This window comes from Actinoallomurus sp. NPDC052308 (genome assembly GCF_040679195.1).
In the GTDB taxonomy this organism is placed as follows: Bacteria; Actinomycetota; Actinomycetes; order Streptosporangiales; family Streptosporangiaceae; genus Actinoallomurus; species Actinoallomurus liliacearum.
Genome location: NZ_JBFAUM010000026.1, coordinates 1 through 12,550 on the forward strand (window position 1 = coordinate 1; position 12,550 = coordinate 12,550).

Sequence of the window (12,550 nt, forward strand, 5' to 3'; positions counted from 1 at the left end):
ATTCTGCCTTGCCGGCTTCCCTGCCGTCGCGGGCAAAACGTAGGGGCGGCCCCCCCCGGCCCCCCCCCGTCCGGAAATTCAGCCTGCTCAGGCGTCCGTCTTCTCATCTTCGGCCGCAGCGGACTCGGCGGTGTCGGCGCCGGCCTCCGCGGCGGCCTCCGCCTCGTCCTCACCGGCGAGCCGGCGCTGCAGCGCGGCCAAGTCGACCTCGGCGCCGTTCTCGTCGGTGGCCTTGACGTGCTCGACGACGAGGTTGAGGGCCTTGCTGCGCAGGACCTCGGACACCACGGCCGGGATCTGGTTGTTCTCGGTCAGGTGCCGGGCCAGGACGTCGGGCTGCACGCCCATCTGCAGGGCGTTGGAGACGACGTACTCGGTCAGCTCCTCGTTCTCGACGGTCAGCTCCTCCTGGAGGGCGAGCTGGTCGAGAATGAAGCCGCCCTTGACCGCCTCGCGGGCGTCCTTCTGCAGCTCCTCGTCGTACTCCTCGGCGGTCTGCTCCTGCTGCTCGAGGTACTTCTCCCGGTCCAGGCCGTACATCTGGAGCTGCTGGTCGAGCTGCTCGTTGCGGCGCTGGACCTCGCTCTCGATCACGCTGTCCGGGAGCGGGATGTCGATCTTCTCCATGAGCGCCTCGAGAGCCTTGTCACGGGCCTGGCCGAGCTGCTGGGCGCGCTTCTGCTGCTCCAGCCGCTTGCGGACGTCCTCGCGCAACTCCTCGATCGTGTCGAACTCGCTGGCGAGCTGGGCGAACTCGTCGTCGAACTCCGGCAGCTCCTTGATCTTCACGCTCTGCACGGTGACCGTGATCTCGGCCTCCTCGCCGGCGTGCTCGCCGCCGACCAGAGTGGAGGTGAAGGTCTTGGACTCCTCGGCGGTCATGCCGGCGAGCTGCTCGTCGAGCCCGTCGATCGAGGAGTTGCTGCCCACCTCGTAGGAGTAGCCGGTGGTGCGGGCGTCCTCGACGTCCTCGCCGTCGATCTTCGCGGCGAGGTCGATGGAGACGAAGTCGCCCTCCTGCGCCGGCCGGTCCGCGTTGGTCAGCGTCGCGAAACGCTCACGGAGGTTGGAGATCGTCTGCTCGATCTCCTCGTCGGTCACGTCGACGGAGTCAACGGTGATCTCCAGGCCGTCGTATTCCGGCACGTCGAACTTCGGCCGGATGTCGACCTCGGCGGTGAACGCGAACTGCTCGTTGTCCTGCAGCTCGGTGATCTCCACGTCGGGCTGGCCGAGCGCGAAGACCTCGCTCTCCTGGACGGCGCGACCGTACAGGTCGGGCAGCGCGTCGTTGACCGCCTCCTGCAGGACCGCGCCCCGTCCGACGTACTGGTCGATCAGGCGGGCCGGCACCTTGCCCGGGCGGAAGCCCTTGATGCGGACCTGCTGCGAGATCTCCTTGTACGCCTTGTCGAGGTTGGGCTTCAGCTCGTCGAAAGGCACCTCGACGGTGAGCTTGACCCGGGTCGGGCTCAGCTCCTCAACATCGGTCTTCACTGGGGCGGTCTCCTTGATCCGGCCGCGGCACGGATTTCACGTTGGATGTCGTGGGCGGCGGCGTTGTCAGCCGGTCGCGGGCACGCCGAATGCGGGCACCGCGCGCCTTCGCGCGCCAAGTCTATGGTGTTCGGCCATGTCCACGGACAGTCGGGGCGGCAATGCGTGCCCAAGTATTGCGAAAGGGCGCTCATTCCGGAGGCCCCCTGGCCGCCGTCGGGTTCCTCAGCACGAGGATCTCCACAGTGGGCACCAGGAAGCACCCACGAATCAGTAAATGTCGTGCCATGATGCTGCGATGCTCCAGACCCGCGTCCTCAGCCTGTGCCTGCTCGGCGCGCTGGCCCTGTCCGCGGCAGGCTGCGGCGGGGTGAACAAGAAGGCGTGCGGCCGCCTGGAGAACACCCTGAACGGCATCCGCCGGCAGGCCATGGCGCAGGTCGACGACCCAACCCAGGTGGCGCGGACGTACGCCTCCGGCGCCGCGACGCTCCGGGGCCAGGCGAAGAAGACGGACGGGAACCTGCGCAAGTCCGCCGAGAAGGCGGCCGGCGCGCTGGACCAGCTGGGCCGGCAGGTGCAGGCGGCCGCGGACGGTACCGGGTCGAGCGTCGACTCGTCCGCGCTGATCGCCGCCACCAACGATCTCAAGCACACCTGCGGCTCCTGAACCCCCGGATCACGCCGTCCGAGGCGGACCGGCCCCCTGGGGACGGCACGCCGTACCGCGCGTCATCCCTGGAGGCGACGCGCCGTACCGCGCGTCCGCACCGCGTTCGTACGGCGTGGCGGGCGGGACAAGGGACCTTCGTCCCCGGATTGGGGGATCTTCGTCTCACCGCGGCCACACCCGTCCTCATTAGCGTGGTACCCGTGTACACCCTGGACCCTGGGTGAGGAGTGTCCTGTGTACGACTCCGGTGGCCTGGAGATCCTGTCGGATGAGGAGTGCCGTCGGCTGATCACCGCGGTCCCGCTCGGCCGGATCGTCTTCACGGACCGTGCGCTCCCGGCGATCCAGCCGGTCAACTTCCTCATGTCCAACGGACAGGTGATCATCCGAACGTCGTCCGGGTCGAAGCTCGCCGCGGCGGCCCGTAACGCCGTGGTGGCGTTCGAGGTCGACGAGTTCGACCCGGCGATTCAGGCCGGCTGGTCCGTGGTGATCGTCGGACACGCCCGCATCGTGTCGGAGAACGGCGAACTCTCCGAACTCCGCGGGCTGCCGCTGCGTACGTGGGCGCCGACCGCCCAGGACCACTTCATCGCCATCACTCCGGAACTGATCTCCGGTCGCCGGCTGCCCAAGGCGGCCTGACCGCCGACGCCTCCTCAGGCCGTACCTGCTTCCCGGCGCGGATCAGGCGCGTACCTTCTCGACGCCGACCGCACGCGCGCACGCCGCGCAGCAGAAGATCCGGTCGCCGGCCTCCGTGCCGTGCCCGAGAACCCGGCAGCCGCAGTGCTCGCACACCGGGGCGATCGCGTGCGCGGCGCACTCCACGCTGTCGAACACACGAGACGCACCGTCCGCCGTGATGACGGTGAACGCCTTGTCGTACTCATTGCCGCAGACATCACAGTGAGCCATGAGATAACCCCCGAGTTTCGTCATACCGCCACATCCCTAGCGGTTCCCCGTCGGTCGGCGGTCGAAGCGACCGCGGAGAGAGTTCGCGCAGGTGGAGGACCCGCCCCGCACGGTCGGCCACGGTCCGGAGCGGGCAGGACCCTCACCATGCGACAGATCACGCTGGGCAGCCCCGCGTTCGGCGACCACGCGGAGATTCCGAAGGAGTACGCACACGAGGCCGGCGACGTCTCGCCGCCGCTGCGGTGGTCGGAGGTGCCGGAGGAGGCGGTCGAACTGGTCCTCAGGTGCGAGGACCCGGACGCCCCGGTCGGCACGTTCGTCCACTGGCTGCTCGCGGGGATTCCGCCGGAGACCGAGGGCATGGCGGCGGGCGACCCGCCGACCGGCGCCGTGCCGGGGCGCAACGACTACGGCCGTCCCGGCTACGGCGGCCCGCACCCGCCTCCCGGCGACCGGCCGCACCGGTACGTGTTCCGGTTGCTGGCCCTGTCCGAGCGTTCGGGCCTGGCGCCCGGGTTCTCGGCCGGGGATCTGGACGAGGCGGTGGCGGACAGGGTCCTGGCGACCGGCACCCTGGTCGGCCGCTACGGCAGGTGAGCCGCATGTTTCCCGTCCGGCGGGTAGGGCGGGGCGGGAAGAGGACGTCTACGACGGAGGAGGAAACGTGGCAGACCGTACCGCCCCCGAGGTCGGGACGCTGTGGGAGGAGTTCCACCGGCTCGTCAACATGACCTCGGAGGAACTGCGAACGTGGTTGCTGACCGTCACCTCGGGTGAGGAGGCCTTCCCCGACGATCCCGACAAGCTGTGGTTCGGCCTCGGGACCGAGGTGGTGAAGATCCTCGGGAAGCGCAAGGTGGACCTGACCGACGACGACCTGGAGACCATGCGCCGCACGGTCGACGAGATCACGCGGCGGCTGGAGTCGCGGCCGGAACGCGGCGCGGCGAACGACGCGTGGCGCCGGTCGCTGATGACCCTCGGACACGACCCGCTCAGGCCGGACCGGCGCGGAAGCGGCGACCTGCCGTGAGCCCGCACCGGCCGCGATGACCCGATGAGACGAGGAACCCCCGGGCGTGCCGCCCGGGGGTCCTCGTGATGCGGAATGTCGGGCTGGGGAGATTCGAACTCCCGACCCCTGCGACCCAAACGCAGTGCGCTACCAAGCTGCGCTACAGCCCGTGAGTCACCGAGTGTACCGAAAAGCCGCCCTTCCCGGCTGCCACACTGTTCTCACGTACGGTGACAGGGTCGCTGGTAGCGGGCAGGGCTCGGCGCACCGGCCGGGGGACCACCGTACGCCGGGCTCAGCGGCGCGGAAAATAACGGGCTAAAGGGAATTCAGCGCCAAACCGGAAATGTACCGGCGCGCCACGGGGCCCCTCCCCCACGCACTCGACGAGGACACTTCGCCCGGTTTGTCACCAGCCGATATTCACGGTCGGTAATCACGTCGGCGCTAAAAGTGATCTTATTAATGGTGCGATCAATTAATGCGTCCACGGTGGTCGCAAAGCGCCTCTGATCAGCTACTCTAATGCACACGTCACACGATCGGGAGTCCGGGAGCCCCGCGTCCGTCGCGGGTTCCGGCGCCTCGACCGTCACTGCCGGTAATGCGGAAGATCGCCTCGAGAGGCGTTACGAGATCGTTTTTAAGCGGCCGCTCAGCAGCGGGTTCGCCCGCGACCGCGGCGACCGAGGAGTGCCGCCGACACCCGCGGGTGTCGCACAACAGAAAAGGCATCAGGGCCGCCCCCATCTCCGACCGGGGACTGTTGGCGCAGCCGGCGGTAGACGCGGGCGGCCCCCTCCTCCATCGAACCTGCCGGTTTCGGGAACAGACAAGGCTCGCGGGAGTTCATGAAATGGCTATTTCACGCGTTTTGCCGCCATTGCACTGGCCACACGGCGGTCACGGGTTGCCATCGCGTCCTACCGTACGCCACCGGCGGTCCGCCGGTCGGAGGTTTGGCGCTTCCGACCGCGGCGAACCGCCCACGGTTACCGGCGGCCGCCATGGATGACCTGGGGACACGGTCGTCGACCGTCACAAGCGGGACATCGGGCGCGGCCGCCGTCCTGGCCGGGACGCCTCCGTCCTCGACCGTCACCGACGACGGGACACCACCGGTGGCGGCCACCATGGACGAACGGACGTCGTCCGCGCGCAAGGGGGGCGCGTCCTCGCCCGCGCGGCACCGCCACGCCCGTCCCCGCCCCCGGCGGAACCGCGGCGTCCTGTACGTCGCCGGCGGACTGTTCGGGGCGAGCGGGACCGGATGGTGGCTCTCGGAGGCCCGCCACGACGGCCTGCACATCACCGGCCTGCACCTGCCACCGTCGGTGGTGCTCTGGGGCCTGGTCGGGCTGGCCGGCTGGGGGACGATCCTCCTCCTCGGCGAACTGACGCTGTTCGTCCTCGCGATCGTCAACGTCGCGGATCGTGAGGTGCACGACCGCTGCCGCAACCTGATGATCTTGTGGGGATACGTCCTGACGCTCGGCACGCCCCGCCTCTTCCGGAGACTGCCCGCGCAGTTCGCCCAGCTGTTCACCGAGGAGGGGACGGCCTCCCGGCCCACACGGCCCGCCCGCGACCGGCCGGCCGGCCGACGACCGCGCCGTCCCCGGCCGCCGCAGGACCGAGGATAGGGGCCGAGCGTGCCTACGATCACCGCCCACGCGTGCACAACCGGGGCTCGGGAACCGGTACGCTACGCGAGGGACGTTGTGGGATCGGCGGTCATCCGCTCTTCTCCGGCGCACGCGGGCGTAGCTCAATGGTAGAGCCCCAGTCTTCCAAACTGGCTACGCGGGTTCGATTCCCGTCGCCCGCTCCAACGACAAGGCCCAGGTCAACCGGCATCCGGCGACCCGGGCCTTTGATTTTCGACCCCAGGTTCGCGCAGGTCAGAGGCGGTTGGAGGCACGGGGGCGTCCGGCTCCGCAAAGTCGTGTTGTGAGCCGTAAGCCAGGTCAACGGCGGATCAGGTGCTCGTCATGGTGGATGGCCATGACAGCCCAGGTCATCCGGCGTTCCGGAACGTGGACCTTCGTTCTTTGGCCGGTCCTGGTGGGCGTTCGTGCCAGATCCGACCAGATCAGGCTGCCGGAGGTGTTCCCGACGGCCGGCGCGTAGGGACGCCGTGGGGGACCTGACGCCCGTGCACCGAAGGGCTGGAACCGCGGGGGCGGCTGTCAGTCCCCATTCGTAGGATCACCGCATGTCCGATGCCTTCACCGTCTTGTGGACCCATGACACATGTCGTGCGCTGCGCAAGGCGGGTCGCGTGGGTGAGCGGCCGCCAGTCGCCTTCAGCGGTGTCCACTCCTCTCTGCCCGCCTGGTCGGGGGCACGCGTTGGGGACGAGGTGTACGCGCTGCACGTCAACCGGTGCGTCGTGTACGTGGTGACTCGGATGCGGGTGATCGACATGGAGCGGCGCGACTGCTGCGGCACCGAGCCGGCGACATGGCGGGATCCGGCTTTCGCCGGGCACGGCGACTGGTCGATGCTCGGCGCCGACGGCTGCGGCGCAGCAGCGGTGCACGTGGACGCGACGCCGGTGCGCTTCGACACGCCGATTCCGGGTGAGCTTCTGACAAGGCTCGAATGGCGTAACCGCCGAGGGCGGACACGCACGTTGAAATACGTCGTGGACGGCCGTCTCGAACGCTCGATCAGCCTCCAGGGGTTCTACCGTCTGGTCGCCGAGTCCGCTGCCGAGCTGGCGGAGCTCTCCGGCGACGCGGTGTAGACGGGCTGCCCGGCCCACATCCGTGTACTCACGCGACAGGTCCGGGGCCGCGCGGACTCACAGCTTGCCGTCGATCAGCACGGTGCGGTGGCCGTCCAGGCGCCGGGCGAACTCTTCGACGAACCCCGGTCGGAACGGGGGCCAGTTCCAGAATGTAAAGCCCAGGTGACCGAAGACGAAGTAGTCATCGGCCCACTTCCATGCGGTCGGCTGCACCCGGCGTGAGCACGCCGGGCAGGGGATGACGACGTCACGGCCTTCGTCCCAGCCATGTACGACGTCACGGAAGGACTCCCATGCCGCATCGTCGAGCTGGTCTCTCATCACCGCGAACGGTGCGAACCTACGGCAGGGAACCGATGAACATGCCCGATGCGGGCAGGCCCTCTTCCCGAGGCCTCGGGAAGAGGGCCTGCCCGCATCGCTTCACAGGAAGCGCTGCAGCATGACGACGAAGTCGTCATATCCCTGTTCGCGGAGATATACGAGGAACACGTCCATCGGCGGAAGGTTGCTCCGATAGGGCGCTGAGGACGGGCCCGCATAAAGCCCGCCGCCAGGCCCTGCGTATAAGCCACCTCCCGGGCCCGTGTAGAGGCCACCGCCAGGACCGGTGTACAGCCCGCCGCCCGGACCGGTGTACAGACCCCCGCCGGGCCCCGCGTACAGCCCGCCGCCGGGGCCGGCATAGAGGCCGCCGCCGGGGCCGGCATACAGTCCGCCGCCCGGACCGGTGGACCTCCCACCGCCCGGGCCGGTGTACTCGCCGCCGCCGGGCCCGGCGTAGAGGCCGCCGCCCGGACCCGCATAACGGTCCCTGGGCCACATGTTGATAATCATGCGGCGAGTGTAAGAGCGGTGCCTGACGCCGGGTACTGACGAGAACGACAGACAACGCCGTACGGCCACGGTCTGCGACGTCTCGCCAAGGTGCTGGTGGACGCCCAAGCCCACATGATCCAGCGGGGCCGGCCCGACCTGGCGGATCATCTCGCCGACTTGACCCACCGGTTGCGGGCCGACGGAGACGTGATCGCAGCGCACGGCGGGACAGCGTACGGCGGGACAGCGCATGGCCGAGCGGCGCACGGCGGGGCGGCGCACGGGCGGGCGGCGTACGGCGGGGTGGGCTTGCCTCTGACGTATGGGTCAGGGGTTAGCGTCTCGGCGCCCTGTCACCCGGTCGAATCCGTCAGAGGAGCGTTCGATGTCCGATCTGCCGTCCGTTTCCCGTGAAGTGCGTCTCGAGGCCGTCCCCTCCGGGTTGCCGCGGCCCGAGAACCTCGCCGTCGTGGAGGCGCCGCTGCCGGCCCCCGGCCCCGGCGAGGTCGTGCTGCGGAACCGGTTCTTCACCGTGTTCGCGTCCCTGCGCACTCTGCTCGGAGGCGGCGTGGAGGGAGCGCCGTTCCCTCCGGTCCGCCCCGGGGACGCTCTGTTCGGTCCGGCGATCGGCGAGGTGGTCACCGCGCCGGACTCCGGCGAACTGCGCGTCGGCGACCTGGTCTCCCACTGGTGGGGCTGGCGCGAGTACGCGGTCGTGCGCGCGGCCGACTGCTCGCCCCTCGCCGGTACGCTGCCCGATCCGGTCATGCACCTGTCGCAGGGCCGGACCGTGTACGGGGCGCTGACGCGCGGTGCCAGGCTGCGGCCGGAAGACACCGTCTTCGTCTCCGGCGGCGCCGGGGCCGTCGGCTCCCTGGCCGGGCCGATCGCCCGGCTGCTGGGCGCCGGACGGGTGATCGGCAGCACCGGATCCCCGGACAAGGCGAAGCGGATGGTCGCCGAACTGGGCTACGACGCGGTGGTCGTGCGCGGGGAGGGCCCCCTCGTCGGGCAACTGGCCGCGGCGGCGCCCGACGGCATCGACGTCCTCTTCGACAACGTCGGCGGTGAGGACCTGCGGGCCGCCGTGGCGACGGCGCGGGCGGGAGCGCGGTTCGTCCTGGTCGGCGCGCTGTCGGGGCAACTGGCCGTGGACGGCACCGGCGCCACGGCACCGGTGGAGCTCGACTCATACCAGCTCATCCTCAAGCAGATCACGATGCTCGGGTACAGCGCCGGAAACGATCCGGACGTCCAGGCCGAGTGGATCGAGCGGTTCGCCGGCTGGGCGCGGTCCGGCGCCATCGGCTTCCCGTACGTCCGCGTCGACGGCATCGATGAGGCGCCCAGGGCGTTGCACGAGTTGATGATCGGACGGCACCTCGGCACGGTCGTGGTCGCCTTGTGACCCCGGAGGACGAATGCGGATCGGCGACGCGGCGGCAGCGGCCGGGACGACACCCCGCGCCTTGCGCTTCTACGAGCAGAACGGCCTGCTTCCGCCGCCTCGGCGGACGGCCACGGGGCAGCGCGAGTACACCGAGTGGGAGGTCGCCCGGGTCCGCGTCATCCGTGGCCTGCTGGCGCTGGGGTTGACCGTCGCGGACCTGCGCGAGTGCCGGGACCGTCTGGACCTGCTGGACGACGACGCGCTCCCGCCGTACGGAGGGCCGGGAGCGTGCGCGCGGCCCAGCGGCGTCGCGGACCGGCGGCTCGCCGCCCTGGACGACGAGATCGCCCGCCTGACGCGGCTCCGGGACCGTCTCGCGGCCCGGATCGACACGCGCACCCCGCCGGTGCGGACCGGGCCGTGACCGGCGGGCGGTCCCCCGCGACGTAAGGCGGTCCGAACCGGCGACCCCGTACGGCGCGGGCAGTGCCATGGGCGCTGCGGTCCGAACCGGCGCCCCGTACGGCGTGGGCGGTGCCGTGCGGGTCAGTCGCCCTCGCCGACGCGGAGCGTGCCGTGCACCGATCCGGTGTCACGGTCCTCCCACAGCATGGTGCCGAGGGAACGCAGCATGGAGACGGCGGCCGTGTTCGAGACGTGCGTCTCGGCGATGATCGCGCTGGCTCCGTGCGCGCGGGCCTCGTCGATCAGCAGGCAGAACGCCTCCCTGCTGTAGCCCTTCCCGCGGGCCGAGCGGGCGAGCCAGACGTGTGCCTGGACCGCGCGCGGCGCCTCGGCGCGCGTGAAGCGCGCGCCGCCGACGAGCCGGCCGTCCACGAGCACCGCGTAGGCCGCCCCGCCCGCCGGCCGGTGGATTTCGGCGAAGGCGGCGCGGCGCGCGTCGGTCCACCCGGGTGCCCCGGGTTCACCGGGCATGACCTCGTGCGGGTCGGCGTCGGCGACCGCGAGCTCGAGCAACCTCGGCAACAGGTTGTCGTCGACCGGTTGCAGTGTGACAGTGCTCATACCCGCAGACTGCCAGGTCGGCGCGACGGTGGCGGGGAGGCACGACCCGGGAGACGTCACTTCCGCCGGTGCCCGTCCGGTAAGGCGCACTTCCGCCGGCGCCGGGACCGGACGGCCGTCACTTCCGCCAGATGAGGACCAGCGCGCAGTCGTCGTCGCGGGCGGCGGCCATCTCGGTGACGAGCTCGGTCGCGCCCTCGCGGAACCCGCTGGGGACCAGGCGCTCGACCGCCCCGAGCAGCCGGTCGATGCCGGCGTCGAGATCACGACCGGGCGCCTCCACCAGGCCGTCGGTGTACAGGAGCAGCGCGTCGCCCGGGCGGAGCCGGCCGCGCTCCGGCTCGGAGCTCATCTCGGGGACGACGCCGAGCACGATGCCCTTGGCCGAGCTGACCCGCCAGGTGCCGCTGCCCGCGTCGAACTGCACAGCGGGCGGGTGGCCCGCCGACTCGACGACGTACTCGCCGGTCCGCAGGTCGATGGTGAGGTGCACCGCGGTGACGAATCCCTCGTCCCACCGCTGCCGGTGCAGGTAGGCGTTGCAGGCGGACAGGAAGCGGTCGGGCTCGATGGATCCGAGCAGCCCGCCGAACGCGCCGGAGAGCATCAACGCGCGCGTGCCGGCGTCGACGCCCTTACCGGACACGTCGACCAGGGCGACCTCGAGCGTGTCGTCGCGGCAGACCGAGACGAAGAAGTCACCACCGAAGGACGAGCCGCCGGCCTGGAGCAGGACCACCTTGGAGTCCCAGCCGCTCGGCAGTGCGGGCATCTCGCCGTGGCGGCGCAGCCGATCGCGCAGCTCCAGCAGCATCAGCTCGCCGCGCAGGCCCTTGACCCCGATCTGCTCCCGGCTGCGGGCGAGCGTGGTCGCGAGGACCGCCGTGACGAGGATGGTCCCGACGACGCCGGGGCCGACCCGGGAGAATCCCATGGCGATCGCGTCGTACAGCAGGGCCGCGGCGACCACGCCGAGGAGCACCCCGAGGCTTCGGACACGTAGGAGGAGGCCGCCGGCCAGCACGGTCAGGACGACGGCGCTGGGCGAGAACCAGGTTTGTGAGGCCGGCGCGGAGATCCCGATCACGACGGTGACGGTGACGAGCGCGGCGAGCGCGTTGCGATCCTGCGTGAGCTGGCCGCGCTGGAGCCACTGGTACAGCCGCACGAGGACCGGGATCCGGCGCAGGAACGCGCGGACCCTCGGCGGCAGGAGCTGGACCAGGCGGCTAAGCATGATGCGGGCACTGTATCGAGCATCGCATGATCCGTGCTGAGGCACGGTGGACAGGATTTGGCTCTCGGCCGTCCGAAACGCCGGTGGATCACGCGACCGGCGCGCCGCCTCGGCAGCCGGAGAACGGGTGTGCCGCCGCGTGCGTGTTTTCCGGCGGCCCATCGAGGGGAGACCTAACGGATCATCGGATCTTTCGGAGGTGACGGATGGGACAGGCCATGCGTGTCACGGTCGGCGCGGCGATGCGGGCCCGCGACGTCTCCCGCGATCGTTCGGAGGACGAGCCGCCGAAACTCTCAGCCGCTCCCCCGCAGCCCGCCAAGCCCCGCCGGGGAGAGAAACGGCGACTGGCGAAGCGCCGCGCCGCCACGCAACTCTGATCCGCGGCCGTCCCCCGAGGCCACCCCGGCCGGACCGGGCCACCCCAGCGGGACCAGGAGCCTCAGCGGGACCGGACCGCTCAGCGGGACCAGGAGCCTCGGCGGGACCAAACGGACCGCCGGGACCAGCCGGACCGGACGGCTGCGTCTCCGGCAGGTTCGGCCCTTCCGCACCGCGGGTCGGGCCGTTCCCGCCTCTTACGTCTCGCTCCACGCCGGTCGGCCTTCTTGACGGCGCGCGCCGAGTCGGCCTCGGTCCACTGCGACCGGCCGGCCCTCCGAGCTGATCCAGGCCGCTCGCGCCGACCTGGCGGCGCGCACCGGGTCCGCCGCCGGAGTCAGTCCGACAGGCGGGGGAGCTCGCCCGTCTCTTCATACGCCGTCAGCATGGCGATGCGCCGTACGTGGCGCTGCTCGCCGGAGAACGGCGTGTCGAGGAAGATCTCCACGAACCGGGTGGCCTCGTCCGTGGTGTGCATGCGCGCACCGACGCTGATGATGTTCGCGTCGTTGTGCTCGCGGCCGAGCCGGGCGGTCTCCTCGCTCCAGGCCAGTGCGGCGCGTACGCCGGGGACCTTGTTGGCTGCGATCGCCTCGCCATTGCCGGAGCCGCCGATGACGACGCCGAGCGATCCGGGCTCCGCGGCGGTACGGGCGGCCGCGTCCATGACGAACGGCGGATAGTCGTCCTGGGGGTCGTACTCCTTGGGACCGCAGTCGACCGGCTCGTGCCCCTGCTCGGTGAGCCATCCGATCAAGTGCTGCTTGAGTTCGTAGCCCGCGTGGTCGGAACCGAGATAGACGCGCATGCGGCAAAGTCTGTCAGGTCGCCGCCTCCCG

16 protein-coding genes and 2 tRNA genes are annotated in these 12,550 nt (G+C 70.7%); 10 read left to right on the plus strand and 8 right to left on the minus strand.

Annotated features, from left to right (window positions below; translation table 11 throughout):
- Positions 1-87 precede the first annotated feature (87 nt).
- Entirely contained in the window at positions 88-1,497 is a 1,410-nt protein-coding gene (tig, locus tag AB0L00_RS36800) for a trigger factor (RefSeq protein ID WP_364442012.1), read from the minus strand.
- A 298-nt stretch (positions 1,498-1,795) separates the two neighbouring features.
- Between tig and AB0L00_RS36805 the strand changes: the two genes are divergently transcribed.
- Positions 1,796-2,167, plus strand: a complete 372-nt coding sequence (locus AB0L00_RS36805) for a hypothetical protein (protein ID WP_364442013.1) — start codon at positions 1,796-1,798, stop codon at positions 2,165-2,167.
- A 237-nt stretch (positions 2,168-2,404) separates the two neighbouring features.
- Positions 2,405-2,815: a pyridoxamine 5'-phosphate oxidase family protein gene (locus tag AB0L00_RS36810; RefSeq protein WP_364442014.1), complete on the plus strand. Its 411-nt coding sequence runs from the start codon at positions 2,405-2,407 to the stop codon at positions 2,813-2,815.
- Positions 2,816-2,857: 42 nt separating this feature from the next.
- Here the strand turns inward: AB0L00_RS36810 and AB0L00_RS36815 are convergent, their stop codons facing one another.
- Positions 2,858-3,088 (minus strand): hypothetical protein, encoded by a 231-nt coding sequence (locus AB0L00_RS36815; RefSeq protein WP_364442016.1) that lies wholly within the window; start codon positions 3,086-3,088, stop codon positions 2,858-2,860.
- 147 nt (positions 3,089-3,235) lie between these two features.
- On the opposite strand from AB0L00_RS36815, the gene AB0L00_RS36820 reads away from it, so the two are divergent.
- Positions 3,236-3,688: a YbhB/YbcL family Raf kinase inhibitor-like protein gene (locus AB0L00_RS36820; RefSeq protein WP_364442017.1), complete on the plus strand. Its 453-nt coding sequence runs from the start codon at positions 3,236-3,238 to the stop codon at positions 3,686-3,688.
- Between the two features lie 67 nt (positions 3,689-3,755).
- Complete coding sequence (locus tag AB0L00_RS36825; RefSeq protein WP_364442018.1) at positions 3,756-4,124, plus strand: DUF3140 domain-containing protein; 369 nt, start codon at positions 3,756-3,758, stop codon at positions 4,122-4,124.
- A 78-nt stretch (positions 4,125-4,202) separates the two neighbouring features.
- On the opposite strand, the gene AB0L00_RS36830 is transcribed toward AB0L00_RS36825, so the two are convergent.
- A tRNA-Pro gene (locus AB0L00_RS36830) sits at positions 4,203-4,276 on the minus strand.
- Positions 4,277-5,113: 837 nt separating this feature from the next.
- Between AB0L00_RS36830 and AB0L00_RS36835 the strand changes: the two genes are divergently transcribed.
- The 3 genes from AB0L00_RS36835 (at position 5,114) to AB0L00_RS36845 (ending at position 6,855) form a co-directional block, all read left to right on the plus strand.
- On the plus strand, positions 5,114-5,749 hold the full coding sequence (locus AB0L00_RS36835; protein ID WP_364442019.1) for a hypothetical protein: 636 nt from the start codon (positions 5,114-5,116) through the stop codon (positions 5,747-5,749).
- Positions 5,750-5,863: 114 nt separating this feature from the next.
- Positions 5,864-5,937: transfer RNA gene (locus AB0L00_RS36840), tRNA-Gly, on the plus strand.
- Between the two features lie 384 nt (positions 5,938-6,321).
- Positions 6,322-6,855, plus strand: coding sequence for a hypothetical protein (locus AB0L00_RS36845; protein WP_364442020.1), 534 nt, complete (start codon positions 6,322-6,324; stop codon positions 6,853-6,855).
- Between the two features lie 57 nt (positions 6,856-6,912).
- Here AB0L00_RS36845 and AB0L00_RS36850 read toward each other — a convergent pair whose 3' ends face one another.
- Positions 6,913-7,179: a hypothetical protein gene (locus AB0L00_RS36850; RefSeq protein WP_364442022.1), complete on the minus strand. Its 267-nt coding sequence runs from the start codon at positions 7,177-7,179 to the stop codon at positions 6,913-6,915.
- A gap of 102 nt (positions 7,180-7,281) precedes the next feature.
- Positions 7,282-7,695 (minus strand): hypothetical protein, encoded by a 414-nt coding sequence (locus AB0L00_RS36855; protein WP_364442023.1) that lies wholly within the window; start codon positions 7,693-7,695, stop codon positions 7,282-7,284.
- A gap of 367 nt (positions 7,696-8,062) precedes the next feature.
- Between AB0L00_RS36855 and AB0L00_RS36860 the strand changes: the two genes are divergently transcribed.
- Together AB0L00_RS36860 and AB0L00_RS36865 are read left to right on the plus strand one after the other, a co-directional pair.
- Positions 8,063-9,085, plus strand: a complete 1,023-nt coding sequence (locus AB0L00_RS36860) for an NADP-dependent oxidoreductase (RefSeq protein WP_364442025.1) — start codon at positions 8,063-8,065, stop codon at positions 9,083-9,085.
- A gap of 13 nt (positions 9,086-9,098) precedes the next feature.
- A complete protein-coding gene (locus AB0L00_RS36865; protein ID WP_364442027.1) occupies positions 9,099-9,491 on the plus strand; it encodes a MerR family transcriptional regulator in 393 nt (130 codons plus the stop codon).
- A 122-nt stretch (positions 9,492-9,613) separates the two neighbouring features.
- Here AB0L00_RS36865 and AB0L00_RS36870 read toward each other — a convergent pair whose 3' ends face one another.
- Positions 9,614-10,093 carry a GNAT family N-acetyltransferase gene (locus tag AB0L00_RS36870; protein WP_364442029.1) on the minus strand — a complete coding sequence of 160 codons (480 nt, stop codon included), beginning with the start codon at positions 10,091-10,093 and terminating at the stop codon, positions 9,614-9,616.
- 118 nt (positions 10,094-10,211) lie between these two features.
- Positions 10,212-11,330 carry a PP2C family protein-serine/threonine phosphatase gene (locus AB0L00_RS36875; RefSeq protein WP_364442030.1) on the minus strand — a complete coding sequence of 373 codons (1,119 nt, stop codon included), beginning with the start codon at positions 11,328-11,330 and terminating at the stop codon, positions 10,212-10,214.
- A 206-nt stretch (positions 11,331-11,536) separates the two neighbouring features.
- Between AB0L00_RS36875 and AB0L00_RS36880 the strand changes: the two genes are divergently transcribed.
- Positions 11,537-11,710: a hypothetical protein gene (locus AB0L00_RS36880; RefSeq protein WP_364442031.1), complete on the plus strand. Its 174-nt coding sequence runs from the start codon at positions 11,537-11,539 to the stop codon at positions 11,708-11,710.
- A gap of 338 nt (positions 11,711-12,048) precedes the next feature.
- On the opposite strand, the gene AB0L00_RS36885 is transcribed toward AB0L00_RS36880, so the two are convergent.
- Positions 12,049-12,519: a ribose-5-phosphate isomerase gene (locus tag AB0L00_RS36885; RefSeq protein WP_345362977.1), complete on the minus strand. Its 471-nt coding sequence runs from the start codon at positions 12,517-12,519 to the stop codon at positions 12,049-12,051.
- Between the last annotated feature and the right edge of the window lie 31 nt (positions 12,520-12,550).